Below are 16,252 nucleotides of genomic sequence, written 5' to 3'. Positions count from 1 at the left end.
GAGGGGGCGATCGTGTTCGCGCTGGCCAACCCGACCCCGGAGGTCGACCCGATCGAGGCGGGGGAGACCGCGGCGGTGGTGGCCACCGGGCGCAGCGACTACCCGAACCAGATCAACAACGTCCTGGCCTTTCCGGGGCTGTTCCGGGGGCTGCTGGACGCCGGGGCCTCGTACATCTCCGACGAGATGCTGCGGGTGGCGGCCGTCGCGATCGCGGAGGTGGTCAGCGCCGAGGAGCTCAACAGCGCCTTCGTCATCCCCGGTGTGTTCGACCACCGCGTCGCCGAGGCCGTCGCCGAGGCCGTGCGCCAGCAGGCCCAGCGCGACGCGGAGGACGACCCCTCCTCCGTCGCGCCCGTCGCCGCCGACGACGCCGGCGTCGCGGGAGCCGGGCGATGAGGGCCGGGCTGGACGAGGCCACGCGCCGCGCCGTCGAGGACGTCCTCGCCCCGGTCGACGCCCGCCTCGAGCGCGACTACCCGGGGGAGGACACCTCCCGGCAGCCCGTGCACACCGTCTACGTCCCCGCCGACCGCTACCGGGCCGGGCTGGCCCGCGACTGGGGCGCCCAGGCCCGCGCCGCCGTCGACGCCGCCGGCGGCATCGCGGCGGTCCTCGACGCGGCGGCCGTGCCGGTCCCGCTGCGGGACGCGGTGGGCGAGCGGGTGCTGGCCAAGCTCGACCGCGAGCCCGTCGAGGACCTGCGCATCGACCTCGAGGACGGCTACGGCGACCACGGCGCCGGCGAGGACGACGCCGCCGTGGCCGCCGCCGAGGCGCTGCGCGCGGAGCTGGCCACCGGCTCGGCCACCCCGTTCGCCGGCATCCGCTTCAAGAGCCTCGAGGCAGCCACCCGCGCGCGCGGCCTGCGCACCCTCGACCTCTTCCTCGCCGCCCTCCTCGACGGCGGCGAGGTGCCCGACGGGCTGCAGCTGACCCTGCCCAAGGTCACCGCCGTCGAGCAGGTCGCGGCGATGGTCACCGTGTGCGCGGCGCTCGAGCGTGCCCACGGGCTGTCGGCGGGCCGACTGCGCTTCGAGGTCCAGGTCGAGACACCCCAGGCCATCGTCGGCCCCGACGGCACCGCCGGGGTGGCCACGATGATCCAGGCGGGGGCGGGGCGCGTCAGCGCCCTGCACTACGGCACCTACGACTACTCCGCCTCCCTCGGCATCGCCGCTGCCTACCAGAGCATGGAGCACCCCGCCGCCGACCACGCCAAGGCCGTCATGCAGGTCGCCGCGGCCGGCACCGGGGTGCGGCTGTCGGACGGCTCCACCAACGTGCTGCCGGTCGGCGCGCCCGAGCAGGTGCGCGCCGCCTGGGCCCTGCACGCCCGCCTGGTGCGCCGGTCCCTCGAGCGCGGGTTCTACCAGGGGTGGGACCTGCACCCGGCCCAGCTGCCCACCCGCTTCGCCGCCACCTACGCCTTCTACCGCCAGGGACTGGCGGAGGCGACCGGCCGGCTGCGGAACTACCTCGGCCGGGTCGAGGGCGCCGTCCTGGACGAGCCGGCCACCGCCCGGGCGCTGGCGTGGTTCCTCAGCCGCGGCCTGGACTGCGGCGCCGTGGACGCCGTCGAGCTCGACGCGGCCGGCGTGGACCCCGCCGCGCTGGGCGACCTGCTGCGCCGCCCGGGGGCGGTGGTCTGAGTGCCCCGGACGGCGCTGCTGCACCGGCTCGCGCCGGACGAGCCCGCCGCGCCTGCCGGGCGAGGCGCCCACGCGCTCCCCAAGGGGGGTGAGCCATCGGCGCAATCCCCGCCCGGCCGGGGTTGACCCCGGCCACCCCCGTCCCTAGCCTTTCAGTACAAGGAAGTAACATTCCGGATAGTGGAAGCGAGACGCCGATGTCTGTGCCGTTTGCGGTGAACTGCTCCATCCTGCTCACCCACCTGCCGCTGCTCGAGCGGCCGGCCGCCGCTGCGGCCGCCGGCTTCTCCGGCGTGGAGTTCTGGTGGCCCTTCCCGTCCGCCACGCCGGAGGCCGCGGAGGTGGACGCCTTCGTGGGAGCCGTCGAGGCCGCGGGCGTGCAGCTCGTCGGGCTGAACTTCGCCGCCGGCGACATGCCCGCCGGCGACCGCGGACTGGTCTCCTGGCCCGGGCGCTCCGAGGAGCTGCGCGCCAACCTCGACGTCGTCACCGCCATCGGGGAGCGCACCGGGTGCCGGGCCTTCAACGCCCTGTACGGCAACCGCGTCGACGGCGTCGACCCGGCCGCCCAGGACGAGCTGGGCGCCGAGAACCTCGCCCGCGCCGCCCGCGCCGTCGCCCGCATCGGGGGCACCGTCCTGCTCGAGCCGGTCTCCGGCGCCCCGGCCTACCCGTTGAAGACCTCCGCCGACGTCGTGGCGGTGCTCGACCGTGTCGCGGCCGAGCACGGCGAGGCGAACCTCGGCCTGCTGCTCGACGTCTACCACCTCGCCGTCAACGGTGCCGACGTGCCGGCCGAGATCGCCGCCTACCGCGAGCGCATCGCCCACGTCCAGATCGCCGACGCGCCCGGTCGCGGCGCGCCGGGCAGCGGCGAGCTGCCCCTCCAGGCATGGATCGGCGACCTGCGCGCCGGCGGCTACGGCGGCCCGGTGGCGCTGGAGTACACGAGCGACGCCCCGGACCCCTTCGCCTGGCTGCCGCTCGAGCAGCGCTCCCGCGTGCCCGCCCGCTGAGTGACCTACGACAAGGACCTGACATGAGCACCATCGCCTTCATCGGCCTCGGGATCATGGGCAGCCCCATGGCCGTCCACCTGCAGAACGCCGGCCACCGCGTCATCGGCTACAACCGCAGCCCCGAGAAGACCCAGCCCCTCGTCGCCGCGGGCGGCACTGCGGCCGGCTCGGTGGCGGAGGCCGTCGCCGACGCCGACGTCGTGGCCACCATGCTCCCCGACTCCCCGGACGTCGTGGACGTCCTCGCCGGCGAGGACGGCGTGCTCGCGCACGCCCGGCCCGGCACGCTCATCATCGACTTCTCGACCATCCGACCCGACGTCACCACCGAGCTCGCCGGGCAGGCCACGGAGCGCGGCTTCCGTCTCCTGGACGCGCCCGTCTCGGGCGGGGAGGCCGGCGCCAAGAACGCCGCCCTGTCGATCATGGTCGGCGGCGGCGCGGAGGACTTCGAGACCGCCACGCCCTACCTCGAGGTCGTCGGGAAGACCATCGTGCACGTCGGCCCCGCCGGCTCCGGCCAGACCGTCAAGGCCGCCAACCAGCTCATCGTGGCCGGCAACATCGGACTGCTCGCCGAGGCGATCCTGTTCCTCGAGGCCTACGGCGTCGACACCACGGCCGCGGTGCGGGTGCTCGGCGGCGGCCTCGCCGGCTCCGCCGTCCTCGACCAGAAGGCGCAGAAGATGCTCGACCGGTCCTTCGAGCCGGGCTTCCGCATCGAGCTGCACCACAAGGATCTCGGCATCGTCACCTCCGCCGCCCGCGAGGCGGGCGTGACCATCCCGCTGGGCGCCACCGTCGCCCAGCTCATGGGCGCCGCCCGGGCCGCCGGCGACGGCTCCCTGGACCACTCCGCGCTCTTCCGCACCCTCGCGCGGCTCTCCGGCCGCGACGCCTGACCCGGTAGGAGGTCACCATGCCCCGCATGCGCGCGGTCGACGCCGCGGTCGCCATCCTCGAGAAGGAGCGCGCCACCCAGGCCTTCGGCCTGCCCGGCGCCGCCATCAACCCGCTCTACGACGCCATGCGCCGCCACGGCGGCATCCACCACGTCCTCGCCCGGCACGTCGAGGGCGCCTCGCACATGGCCGACGGGTACACCCGGGCCGCGCCGGGCAACATCGGCGTCTGCATCGGCACCTCCGGGCCGGCGGGCACCGACATGATCACCGGCCTGTACGCCGCCTGGGCCGACTCCGTGCCGATCCTGTGCCTCACCGGCCAGGCGCCGGTGGCCAAGCTCGACAAGGAGGACTTCCAGGCCGTCGACATCGCCGCCATCGCCGCGCCCGTCACGAAGATGGCCAAGACGGTGCTCGAGGCCGCCCAGGTCCCCGGCGTCTTCCAGAAGGCCTTCCAGCTCATGCGGTCCGGGCGCCCCGGCCCGGTGCTCATCGACCTGCCGATCGACGTCCAGCTCACCGAGATCGAGTTCGACCCGGACACCTACACCCCGCTGCCCGTGGTCAACCCCACCGCCACCCGGGCGCAGGTGGAGAAGGCGCTCGACATGCTCGCCGCCGCCGAGCGGCCCCTGATCATCGCCGGCGGCGGGGTCGTGGGCGCCGGCGCGGAGGACCTCCTCGTCACCCTCGCCGAGACCCTCCAGGTGCCGGTCGTGCCCACCCTCATGGGCTGGGGCGCCATCCCCGACGACCACCCGCTGACGGCCGGCATGGTCGGCATCCAGACCTCCCGACGCTACGGCAACGCCAGCTTCCTCGAGTCCGACGCCGTCCTCGGCGTGGGCAACCGGTGGGCCAACCGGCACACCGGCGGCCTGGAGACCTACCGCCGGGGCCGGCGGTTCATCCACGTCGACGTCGAGCCCACCCAGATCGGCCGCGTGTTCGCCCCCGACTACGGCATCGTCTCCGACGCCAGGGCCTTCCTCGCCCGCGCCGTCGAGGTCGCCCAGGAGCGCCGGGCCGCCGGCCGGCTCCCCGACCGGAGCGCGTGGGTCGCCGCCTGCGCCGAGCGCAAGGGCAAGCTGCTCCGCAAGACCCACTTCACCGACGTGCCCATCAAGCCGCACCGCGTCTACGAGGAGATGAACCGCGCCTTCGGCCGGGACACCGTCTACGTCACCACCATCGGGCTGTCCCAGATCGCCGGGGCGCAGCTGCTCCACGTCTTCCGGCCGCGGCACTGGATCAACGCCGGGCAGGCCGGCCCGCTCGGCTGGACCGGGCCGGCCGCGCTCGGCGTCGCCGCCGCCCGGCCCGACGCGGAGGTCGTCGCTCTCTCGGGCGACTACGACTTCCAGTTCATGCTCGAGGAGCTGGCCGTGGGCGCGCAGCACCACCTGCCCTACGTCCACGTCGTGGTCAACAACGCCTACCTCGGCCTGATCCGCCAGTCCCAGCGGGCCTTCGACATGGACTACCAGGTCTCCCTCGCCTTCGAGAACATCAACTCGGCCGAGACCGAGGGCTACGGCGTCGACCACGTCAAGGCCGCCGAGGCCCTGGGCTGCAAGGCGCTGCGCGTCAAGGACCCCGAGGACCTCCCCGCCGCTTTCGCCAAGGCCCGCGCCATGGCCGCCGAGCACCGGGTGCCGGTCGTCGTCGAGGTCATCCTCGAGCGCGTCACCAACATCGCCATGGGCGTCGAGCTCGACGGCGTCAACGAGTTCGAGGACCTCGCGCTCAGCCCGGAGGATTCCCCCACGGCCCTCGCGTACCTGGACTGAGCGCCATGAAGGTTCTCCTCGCCCCGGACAAGTTCAAGGGGTCCCTGCCCGCCGCGGACGTCGCCGCCCACCTCGCCGCCGGCCTGCGCGCCGCCGCGCCCGAGATCGAGGTCGACGAGCTGCCCGTGGCGGACGGCGGGGAGGGCACCGTGGCGGCGGCCCTGGCCGCCGGGTTCACCGCGGTCCGCCTCAGCGCCACCGGCCCGCTCGGCGCGCCCGTCGCCACCCGCTACGCCGTGCGCGGGGCGACGGCGGTGGTGGAGATGGCGGCGGTGTCCGGGCTGGAGATGCTCACCGCCCCCGACCCCGGCACCGCCCGCCGGGCCACCTCCCGCGGCGTGGGCGAGCTCGTCGCCCACGCCCTCGGCCACGGCGCCACCACGGTCGTGGTGGGCGTCGGCGGGTCGGCCAGCACCGACGGCGGGGCCGGCATGCTCGCCGCCCTGGGCGCCCGCCTGGTGGGGCAGGCCGGGGACCTGCCCGACGGCGGGGCCGCCCTGCGCGACCTGGTCGCCGTCGACCTCGCCGGCCTGCACCCGGGGCTGGGCGCCGCCCGCCTCGTGCTGGCCAGCGACGTCGACAACCCGCTCCTGGGCCCGCGCGGCGCCGCCGCCGTCTACGGCCCCCAGAAGGGCGCCGACCCGGCCACCGTGGCCGTGCTCGAGGCGGGCCTGACGACGTGGGTCGCCGCCCTGGCCCGCACGCCCGTCCCCGCGCACGCCCCCGGGGCCGGCATCGCCAAGGCACCCGCGCCCGCCCCCGGGGCCGGCAGCGCCGAGGCGCCCGCGCCCGTCGCGGCCCGCGAGCTCGCCGGCCGCCCCGGCGCCGGCGCCGCCGGGGGAGTGGGCTTCGCCTGCCTGCTCCTCGGCGCCGAGCGCCGGCCCGGGATCGACGTCGTCCTCGACCTCGCCGGCTTCGCCCGCCGGGCGGCCGGCGCCGACCTGGTGATCACCGGCGAGGGCAGCCTGGACGCGCAGTCGCTGCACGGCAAGGCCCCCGTCGGCGTGGCCGCCGCGGCCGCCGCGCTGGGCGTGGGCACCGTCGCGGTCTGCGGGCGCACCGCCCTCGCCCCCGAGCAGGCGCGCGCCGCCGGCCTGCTCGCCGTGCACGCCCTCACCGACCTCGAGCCCGACACGGCCCGGAGCATCGCCCGGGCCGGGCCCCTCCTCGAGCAGCTCGCCCCCCGCATCGTCGCGGATCTCGCCCCGAGAGGACACCGATGACCACTCCCGCCCCCGCCCGCACCGCCCCCGGCCCCGGCCCGGGCCACGACCTCGTGCTCCGCGGCGAGCGGGTCCTCCTCCCCGGCGGCCTCGCGCCCGCCGAGGTCGCCGTCGCCGGCGGCGTCATCGCCCAGGTCGCCGCGCTGGGGGCCGGGCTGCCCGGCCGGCGCACGATCGACCTCGCCCCGGACGAGGTGCTGCTGCCCGGCCTCGTCGACTCCCACGTGCACGTCAACGAGCCCGGCCGCACCCACTGGGAGGGCTTCGCCTCGGCCACCCGCGCCGCCGCCGCGGGCGGGGTGACGACCATCGTCGACATGCCGCTCAACTCCGTCCCGCCGACGACCGACGTCGCCGCGCTGGAGGTCAAGCAGGAGCGCGCCCGGGCCGCCGCCTTCGTCGACGTCGGCTTCTGGGGCGGCGCCGTCCCGGGCAGCACCGCGCGGCTGCGGGCGCTGCACGAGGCCGGCGTCTTCGGGTTCAAGTGCTTCCTCATCGACTCCGGCGTGCCCGAGTTCGGCCACCTCGAGCCGGAGGAGCTCGAGCGCGACCTGCGCGAGCTCGCCGCCCTGGACGCCCTCATGATCGTGCACGCCGAGGACCCCCGGGTCGTCGCCGGCGCCCCCCATCCCCACGGGCCCCGGTACGCCGACTTCCTCGCCTCCCGCCCCGCGGGGGCGGAGGCGGCGGCCATCGCCACCGTCATCGAGGCGGCCCGCCGCACCGGCGCCCGGGCGCACATCCTCCACCTCTCCGACGCCGGCGCGCTGCCGCTGATCGCCGCCGCCCGCGCCGAGGGGGTCCGGCTCACCGTCGAGACCTGCCCGCACTACCTCACCCTCGCCGCCGAGCAGATCCCCGACGGCGCCACCGCCTTCAAGTGCTGCCCGCCGATCCGCGACGAGGGCAACCGCGACCGGCTCTGGCAGGGGCTCGCGGAGGGCACCATCGACATCGTCGTCACCGACCACTCGCCCTCCACCGCCGACCTCAAGGCCCTCGACACCGGCGACTTCGGCGAGGCCTGGGGCGGGGTCGCCTCCCTCCAGCTCGGCCTGGCCGCCGTGTGGTCCGAGGCCCGCCGGCGCGGGGTGCCCCTCGACGACGTCGTGCGCTGGATGTCCGCCGGGCCGGCCGCGCTGCTCGGCCTGGAGCGCAAGGGCGCCATCGCCGTCGGGCGGCACGCCGACCTGGCGGTGTTCGCGCCCGAGGCGGAGTTCGTCGTCGACCCCACCCGCCTGCACCACAAGAATCCCATCACCCCCTACGCCGGCCGCCGCCTGAACGGCGTCGTCAGGAGCACCCTCCTGCGCGGCCGCGCGATCACCGACGTCCCGCACGGGACGCTGCTGCGACGAGGAGAGGCATGAGCACCCACGTAGACCCGACCACCCCCACCCCCACCCCCACCGCCGGCGCCGGCGCGCCCGCCGCCACCGCGAGCCCGGCCCCCGCCGCCACCGCGAGCACGGCCCCCGCCGGCGCCGCCTTCACCGCCCTGACCGACCTGGCCTCCCGCGCCCTCGGCGCGAGCGTGGTGTCGGCCAGCGACGAGCTGTTCGCCCAGCGGGAGAACCTCATCACCGTCGGCGAGCCCGCCTTCGACCCCGCCGACTTCGGTCACAAGGGCAAGGTCTACGACGGCTGGGAGACCCGGCGCCGGCGCGAGCCCGGCCACGACTGGGCGATCGTGCGCCTCGGCGCCCCGGGCATCGTCCGCGGCGTCGTCGTCGACACCGCCTGGTTCCGCGGCAACTACCCGCCGTTCGTCTCCGTCGAGGCCGCCCACCTGCCCGACTACCCCACGGCGGCCCAGCTGGCCGAGGCCGAGTGGGCCACCGTCGTGGCGAAGACCGACTGCGCGGGCGACACCAAGAACTACTACGCCGTCACCGACGAGCGGTGCTGGACGCACGTGCGCCTGTCCATCTACCCCGACGGCGGCGTCGCCCGGCTCCGGGTGCACGGGGAGGTCCTGGCCGACCCGCGGTTCCTCGCCGGCACGGTCGACCTCCTCGCCGCCGAGAACGGCGGCCGGCTCGAGGGCGCCTCGGACGCGTTCTACTCCTCGCCGGCCCAGATCCTCCTGCCCGGCCGGGCCCGGAACATGGGGGAGGGCTGGGAGAACGCGCGCCGGCGCGGGGAGGGCAACGACTTCGCCGTCTTCGCCCTCGCCCTGCCCGGCATCGTCCGCCACGTCGAGGTCGACACCGGCTACTACGTGGGCAACGCGCCGGGCTGGGTGCGGCTGTCCGTGGCCGATGCCCGCACCGCCGACCTCGACGACCCGGCCGCGTGGACCGACATCGTCGCCCGCCGCCCGGTGGTGCCCGACACCCGCCACCGCCTCCTCGTCGAACAGGCGGTCGAGGCCACCCACGTGCGCCTGGACGTCTACCCCGACGGCGGCCTGAGCCGGCTGCGGCTGTGGGGCGAGGTCACCCCCTCCGGCCGCGCGCTCGCCGAGCAGCGCTGGCAGCGCGCGCTGCCGTGACGGCATGCGAGACGGCATCCGACAGGAGAACCCCATGGTCGCCCTGACCACCGGCCACCCGGCCCCGGACTTCGCCCTGCCCACCGCCGACGGCGGCCGGGTGTCCCTCGCCGAGCTGCGCGCGAGCAGCCGCGCCGGCGTGATCGTGTACTTCTACCCCCAGGCCGGCACCCCCGGCTGCACCGCCGAGGCCTGCGACTTCCGGGACAACCTCGCCACCCTCCAGGGTGCCGGCTACGCCGTCGTCGGCGTCTCACCGGACCCGGTCGAGGACCTCGCGGCCTTCGCGGCCGACCAGCACCTCACCTACCCGCTCGGCTCCGACGCCGGCCACGCCGTCGCCGACGCCTACGGCGTGTGGGGCCCGAAGACCCTGGACGGGCGCACGTTCGAGGGCGTCCGCCGCTCCACGGTCGTCGTCGCGCCCGACGGCACCGTGCGCCTGGCGCGCTACGACGTCGAGGCGCGCGGGCACGTGGCGGAGCTGCGCGAGGCGCTCCTCGGCGCCTGACCCCGGCCCGGCGCCCGGCACGGTGCGGCCCCGCGTGCCGGGCGATCCGGGTTCGCCGCACGGGCTGACACGGGGGCGCGGGTGAGCGACCCTGAGGTGCCGGCGGACGTCTCGGGCGGGTCACCTGCGCCCGCCCGGGGCGCCGCCGAGCCCGTTGACCGTCGTGAAGCAGGTCACGTAGGGTTTTCGCATAGAAGATCTGCAATTCCACATCGCGAAATCAAGGGAGACCATCGTGCAGACTCCGGACGGGCTGAGCATCACCGGCGAGCTGGGCGAGCGCTACGAGGAGGTCCTCACCCCCCGCGCGCTCGACCTGATCGTCCGCCTCCACCGCGAGCTGGGCGGCCGCCGCCTGGAGCTGCTGGAGGCCCGCCGCCACCGCATGGAGGACCTCGCCAACGGCGGCACCCTCGACTTCCTGCCCGAGACGGCGCACATCCGCGAGGACGACTCCTGGCAGGTGGCCCCGCCGGCGCCCGGCCTGGTCGACCGGCGCGTGGAGATCACCGGTCCGACCGACAAGAAGATGACCATCAACGCGCTGAACTCCGGCGCCAAGGCCTGGCTGGCCGACCACGAGGACGCCAACACCCCGCAGTGGACCTCCGTGGTCGGCGGGCAGCTCAACCTGCTCGACGCCATCAACCGCACCATCGACTTCACCGCCGAGGGCGGCAAGACCTACGCGCTCAAGCCGGACGAGGAGCTGGCCACGATCATCGTGCGCCCCCGCGGCTGGCACCTGCCCGAGAAGCACATCCTCGTCGACGGCGAGGCGACCTCCGGCTCGCTGGTGGACTTCGCGCTCTACCTCGCCACCGCCGGGCTCCGCCAGATCGAGAAGGGCCAGGGCCCGTACTTCTACCTGCCCAAGATGGAGTCCCACCTCGAGGCGCGGCTGTGGAACGACGCGTTCATCCTCGCCCAGGACTTCCTCGGCCTCCCGCGCGGGACCATCCGGGCCACCGTGCTCATCGAGACCTACCCGGCCGCGTTCGAGATGGAGGAGATCCTCTACGAGCTGCGCGAGCACTCCGCGGGCCTGAACGCCGGGCGCTGGGACTACATGTTCTCCGTCATCAAGTCCTTCCGGACCCGCGGCAAGGACTTCCTCCTGCCCGACCGCAACTCCGTGACCATGACGGTGCCGTTCATGCGCGCCTACACCGAGCTGCTCGTGCGCACCTGCCACAAGCGCGGCGCGCACGCCATCGGTGGCATGGCCGCGTTCATCCCCAGCCGGGACGAGGCGGTCAACGAGGTGGCCTTCGCCAAGGTCCGCGACGACAAGACCCGCGAGGCCAACGACGGCTTCGACGGCTCCTGGGTGGCCCACCCCGGCATGGTCGAGCTGTGCAAGGAGGTCTTCACCTCCGTCCTCGGCGACCGGCCCAACCAGATCGAGAACAAGCGCGAGGACGTCCACGTCACCGCCGCCCAGCTCCTCGACGTCGCCGCCACCCCCGGCGAGGTCACCGAGGCCGGGTTGCGGAACAACATCTCGGTCGGCATCCAGTACCTCAAGGCCTGGCTCGGCGGGCTCGGCGCGGTGGCCATCTTCAACCTCATGGAGGACGCCGCCACGGCGGAAATCTCGCGCTCGCAGGTCTGGCAGTGGCTGCACAACGATGTCACGCTTGCTGACACGGGCCACCGGGTCACGCGCGAGCTGGTCGAGCGCATCGCCGACGAGGAGATCGCCAAGCTGCCCGGCGATCCGGCGGACTACGAGGAGGCGCGCCAGACGTTCCTCGAGGTCGCCGTCGCCGACGAGTACGCCGACTTCCTCACGCTCCCGGCGTACCAGCGCATGTCCTGACACGCGCCCGGGGCTCGGCCTCCCGGCCGGGCCCCGGCCACCGGCGTGGTCAACGAGGAGGTTGCCGTCGTGTCACCGCTCTCCCGCGTCACCGAGACCCTGCTCGCGGCCCTGGGCCCCGCGCAGGTGATCACCGACCGACAGCGCCTGCGCACCTACGAGTGCGACGGCCTCGCCCAGTACAAGGTGGTGCCCGGGCTCGTGGTGCTCGCCCGGGACGCCGACGAGGTCGCCCTGGCGGTGCGCGCGTGCGCCGCGGAGCAGGTGCCCTTCGTGGCCCGCGGCTCGGGCACCGGCCTGTCCGGCGGTGCCCTGCCCCGCGCCGAGGGCGTGCTCATCGTCATGGCCCAGATGCGCCAGATCCGGGAGATCGACGCCGCCAACCAGCGGGCCGTCGTCGACCCGGGGGTCATCAATCTCGCCCTCACCCGCGCCGCGACGCCGGACGGCTACTACTTCGCCCCGGACCCCTCGAGCCAGTCCGTGTGCTCCATCGGCGGCAACGTCGCGGAGAACTCCGGCGGCGCCCACTGCCTGAAGTACGGGTTCACCACCAACCACGTCGTCGGGCTCGACCTCGTCACCCCGGCGGGGGAGCGGGTGGAGATCGGCGGCAAGGCGCCCGACCCGCCCGGCTACGACCTGCTCGGCGCCCTGGTCGGCTCCGAGGGCACGCTGGGGATCGTCACGGCCGTGACCGTGCGCCTGACCCGGCTGCCGCAGGACGTCCAGACCGTCCTGGCCGGCTTCCGCTCGACCGACGACGCCGGGGCGGCGACGTCGGCGATCATCGCCGCCGGGGTCATCCCCGCCGCCATCGAGATGATGGACGCCCTGGCCATCGAGGCCGCCGAGAAGGCGGTGGCGTGCGGGTATCCCGCGGGCGCCGGCGCGGTCCTCGTCGTCGAGCTCGACGGCGCGGCGGCGGACGTCGCCGGGGAGCTCGCCGAGGTGCTGCGGCACTGCGAGGCCAACGGCGCCTTCGAGACGCGCCTCGCGGCCGACGACGTCGAGCGGGCGCTGATCTGGAAGGGCCGCAAGTCCGCTTTCGCCGCCGTCGGGCGGATCAGCCCCGACTACCTCGTCCAGGACGGGGTGATCCCGCGCACCGCCCTGCCCCAGGTGCTCCGCCAGATCGCCGAGCTCGCCGCGGAGCGGGACGTGCGGGTGGCCAACGTCTTCCACGCCGGGGACGGCAACCTGCACCCGCTGGTGCTCTTCGACGACGCCGAGGAGGGCGCCGCCGAGCGCGCGGAGGACGTCGCCGGCGGCATCCTCGAGCTGTGCATCGCCAACGGCGGCTCGATCACCGGCGAGCACGGCGTGGGCGCGGACAAGGCGCGGTACATGCCCAAGATGTTCACCGCCGAGGACCTGGAGACCATGCAGGCGGTGCGGTGCGCCTTCGACCCCGACAACATCTCCAACCCCGGGAAGGTCTTCCCGACGCCGCGGCTGTGCGGCGAGCGGCCCGGGCGGCGGCAGGGCGCCCACCCGCTGCAGGAGGCCGGGCTGGCGGAGGTGTTCTGATGTCGTCCGTCACCGCACCCGATCTCACCGCGCTGGCCCGGAGCCTCGACGGGGCCGGCGAGGTCCGCGAGGCCGGCCCGGAGGACGTCGTCGACGGCGTCCCCGCCGCCGTCGTCGCCCGTCCCACGTCCGTCGCGGCGGTCTCCGCCCTGCTGCGCACGGCCACCGGGCAGGGGCTGGTCACCGTCGCCCGCGGCGCGGGCACCGCCCTGGCGTGGGGGTGCCCGCCCGAACGCGTCGACCTGCTGCTCGACACCCGTGGGCTCGATCGGCTCGTCGAGCACGAGGCCGGCGACCTCGTCGTCGTCGCCGAGGCCGGGCTGGCGCTGCGCGACCTGCAGGCGCAGGTCGGGCGCGCCGGGCAGGAGCTGGTCGCCGACGTCCCGCGCGAGCGCCTCGAGGGCGGCTCGACGGTCGGCGGCGCGCTGGCCACCGGCGTCAGCGGGGTGCGGCGGCTCCAGCGCCTGGCCCTGCGCGACCTCGTCCTCGGCACCACCGTGGTCCTCGCCGACGGCACCATCGCCTCCTCGGGCGGCAAGGTCGTCAAGAACGTCGCCGGGTATGACCTCGCCAAGCTCATGACCGGTGCCTACGGCACGCTCGGCGTGATCGTGCGGGCCGCGTTCCGGCTCCACCCGATGCGCCCGGCGCGGGCCTACGTGCTGTCCACCGGCCCGCTCGCGGAGGTGGCCGAGCGCGCCCGGGCCGTGGTCGCCTCCCAGCTCGCCCCGGCCGCCGTCGAGATCGACCGGCCCGCCGGCTCCGACGAGGCCACCCTCGCCGTCCTGCTCGAGGGCACCGACGACGCCGTCGCCGCCCGGGCGGCCGACGCCGCGGCGCTGGTCGGCGGGGCGGTGGGGGAGGAGCCGGCCTGGTGGGCGCGCCTGCCGGGCGGCGAGGTCCTCGCCAAGGCCACCGCCACCCTCACCGGGGTGGCCGGCCTGCTGGCCGCGGCCCGGGCGGCCGAGCAGGCGCACGCAGCCGGCGTGGCGCTGCGCGGCTCGGCGGCCGGGGTGCTGCACGCCGGGATCACGGCGCCGGACGCGGCCGCGCTCGCGAGCGTGGTGGCCGGCCTGCGCGCCGCCGCCCCGAGCCCGGGGGAGGGCACGGTCACCGTGCTGTCGGTGCCCGCCGCGCTGCGGGAGGGGCTGGACGTGTGGGGTCCGGTGGGCGGGCTGGAGCTCATGCGGGCCGTCAAGCAGCGGTTGGACCCCGGACGCCACCTCGCGCCCGGGCGCTTCGTGGGAGGGATCTGATGAGCGGCGACACCTCGAACGGCCAGCACGGCGCCGTCCGCACGCCCAGGGAGTCCGCGGGCGCGGCCAAGGGCGACATGGGCGCCGTCGACCGGCCCAAGGGCCAGATGGGCGCCGCGATGCCGGAGCAGGCCGGCACCACCCAGCCCGACGTGCTCGCGCTCGCGGCCTTCGACGACCACCACCCGCCCTCGCGCGACCTCATCGACGACTGCGTGCACTGCGGCTTCTGCCTGCCCGCCTGCCCCACCTACAACCTGTGGGGCGAGGAGATGGACTCCCCGCGCGGGCGCATCTACCTCATGAAGGAGGGCCTCGAGGGCGAGCCGATGAGCCCGTCCCTGGTCCAGCACATCGACCGGTGCCTGGGCTGCATGGCCTGCGTGACCGTCTGCCCCTCCGGGGTGCAGTACGACAAGCTCATCGAGGCCACCCGCCAGCAGGTCGAGCGGCGCGGGGCACAGCACCGCTCCTTCGCGGACCGGGCCCTGCGCGAGGCCATCTTCGCCCTGTTCCCCCATCCCGAGCGGCTGCGGCTCATGCGCGGACCGCTGGCGCTGTACCAGCGCAGCGGGCTGAGCCGGCTGGTGCGCCGGACCAGGGTGCTCGAGCGCATCTCGTCGAGCCTGGCGACGATGGAGGCCATCGCCCCGCCCGTCAAGCGGCAGGTCCGCATCCCGCCGCTGAGCCCGGCCAAGGGGCCGCGGCGGATGACCGTGGGGATGCTGCTGGGCTGCGTCCAGCGGGAGTTCTACCCCGGCGTGAACGCCGCCACCGTCCGCGTGCTCAACATGGAGGGCTGCGACGTCGTCACCCCGCCCGCGCAGGGCTGCTGCGGCGCCCTCTCGGTGCACGCCGGGCGGGAGGAGGAGGGGCTGCGCTACGCCCGGGCCCTGATCGACACCTTCACCGAGGCCGGCGTCGAGCGCATCGTCGTCAACTCCGCCGGCTGCGGCTCGACGATGAAGGACTACGCCCACCTGCTCGCCGACGACCCCGACTACGCCGAGCGCGCCCGGGCCTTCGCCGAGAAGGTCCGGGACGTCTCCGAGATCCTCGTCGAGCTCGGGCCGGTGGCGACGCGGCACCCGCTGCCGGTGACCATCGCCTACCACGACGCCTGTCACCTCGCGCACGCCCAGGGCGTCCGGTCGCAGCCGCGCCAGCTGCTGGGCGCCATCCCGGGACTGACCATCAAGGAGATCGCCGAGGGCGACCTGTGCTGCGGCTCCGCCGGCATCTACAACCTCGTCCAGCCCGGCCCGGCGCGTGAGCTCGGCGACCGCAAGGCGGCCAACGTGGCCGCCACCGGGGCCGAGCTGCTGGTGACCTCCAACCCGGGTTGCCTGCTGCAGATCACCGATGCGCTGGGCCGGCGGGGCCTGCACATGTCGACGGCGCACATGATCCGCGTCCTCGACGCGTCGCTGCTGGGCAAGAGCGTCGACACCCTTCTCGAGGACGCACCGCAGGCGACCCGGCGCGCTGTGCCGGCCCCGTGACCGTCGACGCCCGAGCCGGCCGGCAGGTGAGCGTGCGGTCATCCCGGCGGCCGCGGCGGCGGGAACGGCTGCGTCGTTCCGGGACGCGCGCCGGCCGCGGCGGCGGGAACGACGCCGCCCCACCACCCGAACGCCGCCACCGGGGTGTGGCGCAGGCCATGCGTCGGCGGTTTGACCGTCGGTTCGGCGTCTGCCTAGTATTTCGGAGTCCCGCCAGGGAGGCACGGACACCGAGACGGTGGCCGGTCCCGCGGGAAGTCCCCCGGATTCAGTGGTCACGGCGGTGCCGTGTCTGCCGGTGGGGGAGCCGATCAGGACTGGGTTTTCGAGATTTGCCGCGAAGAGTGGCGGGTTGACAGGCCGGGTCGGGTTGGTTAGAATAGAGAGGTTGCCCCGGAGGGGTCGGGAACGTGGTTTCCGGGTCTGATGGTGTGTGTCTGTTCTTTGAGAACTCAACAGTGTGCCAAGTTTTTGATGCCATATGGATTCGTGGGCGTCGCTGGCCGGGCCGAGGGTCTGGTGTGGTGGTGTCCGCGGGTTTTGTTTTG

13 protein-coding genes are annotated in these 16,252 nt (G+C 75.1%); all 13 read left to right on the top strand.

Annotated features, from left to right (window positions below):
• A partial coding sequence (locus tag GD880_RS20165; protein WP_319593286.1) for a malic enzyme-like NAD(P)-binding protein occupies positions 1-399 on the top strand: 399 nt, incomplete at its 5' end.
• Positions 396-1,652 (top strand): DUF6986 family protein, encoded by a 1,257-nt coding sequence (locus GD880_RS20160; RefSeq protein WP_152233397.1) that lies wholly within the window; start codon positions 396-398, stop codon positions 1,650-1,652. The genes GD880_RS20165 and GD880_RS20160, both read left to right, overlap by 4 nt.
• Positions 1,653-1,849: 197 nt before the next feature.
• Positions 1,850-2,668: a hydroxypyruvate isomerase family protein gene (locus GD880_RS20155; RefSeq protein WP_152233396.1), complete on the top strand. Its 819-nt coding sequence runs from the start codon at positions 1,850-1,852 to the stop codon at positions 2,666-2,668.
• 23 nt (positions 2,669-2,691) lie between these two features.
• Positions 2,692-3,573, top strand: a complete 882-nt coding sequence (locus tag GD880_RS20150) for a 2-hydroxy-3-oxopropionate reductase (RefSeq protein ID WP_152233395.1) — start codon at positions 2,692-2,694, stop codon at positions 3,571-3,573.
• A 17-nt stretch (positions 3,574-3,590) separates the two neighbouring features.
• Entirely contained in the window at positions 3,591-5,366 is a 1,776-nt protein-coding gene (gene gcl / locus GD880_RS20145; RefSeq protein WP_152233394.1) for a glyoxylate carboligase, read from the top strand.
• Between the two features lie 5 nt (positions 5,367-5,371).
• Entirely contained in the window at positions 5,372-6,589 is a 1,218-nt protein-coding gene (locus GD880_RS20140) for a glycerate kinase (RefSeq protein WP_152233393.1), read from the top strand.
• On the top strand, positions 6,586-7,959 hold the full coding sequence (allB, locus tag GD880_RS20135) for an allantoinase AllB (protein ID WP_152233392.1): 1,374 nt from the start codon (positions 6,586-6,588) through the stop codon (positions 7,957-7,959). Before GD880_RS20140 ends, allB begins: the two co-directional genes overlap by 4 nt.
• Complete coding sequence (alc, locus tag GD880_RS20130; RefSeq protein WP_152233391.1) at positions 7,956-9,083, top strand: allantoicase; 1,128 nt, start codon at positions 7,956-7,958, stop codon at positions 9,081-9,083. Before allB ends, alc begins: the two co-directional genes overlap by 4 nt.
• Positions 9,084-9,117: 34 nt before the next feature.
• Complete coding sequence (locus GD880_RS20125) at positions 9,118-9,594, top strand: peroxiredoxin (protein WP_152233399.1); 477 nt, start codon at positions 9,118-9,120, stop codon at positions 9,592-9,594.
• Between the two features lie 235 nt (positions 9,595-9,829).
• Positions 9,830-11,416, top strand: coding sequence for a malate synthase A (aceB, locus tag GD880_RS20120; protein ID WP_152233390.1), 1,587 nt, complete (start codon positions 9,830-9,832; stop codon positions 11,414-11,416).
• 69 nt (positions 11,417-11,485) lie between these two features.
• Positions 11,486-12,946: an FAD-linked oxidase C-terminal domain-containing protein gene (locus GD880_RS20115; RefSeq protein WP_152233389.1), complete on the top strand. Its 1,461-nt coding sequence runs from the start codon at positions 11,486-11,488 to the stop codon at positions 12,944-12,946.
• Positions 12,946-14,202 (top strand): FAD-binding oxidoreductase, encoded by a 1,257-nt coding sequence (locus tag GD880_RS20110; protein ID WP_152233388.1) that lies wholly within the window; start codon positions 12,946-12,948, stop codon positions 14,200-14,202. The genes GD880_RS20115 and GD880_RS20110 overlap by 1 nt, the downstream gene beginning before the upstream one ends.
• A 107-nt stretch (positions 14,203-14,309) precedes the next feature.
• Entirely contained in the window at positions 14,310-15,704 is a 1,395-nt protein-coding gene (gene glcF / locus GD880_RS20105; protein ID WP_193314626.1) for a glycolate oxidase subunit GlcF, read from the top strand.
• Positions 15,705-16,252 lie beyond the last annotated feature (548 nt).

The sequence above is a fragment of the Georgenia ruanii genome (assembly GCF_009193175.1).
In the GTDB taxonomy this organism is placed as follows: domain Bacteria; phylum Actinomycetota; class Actinomycetes; order Actinomycetales; family Actinomycetaceae; genus Georgenia; species Georgenia ruanii.
This window is presented reverse-complemented; position numbering and strand designations above follow the sequence as displayed.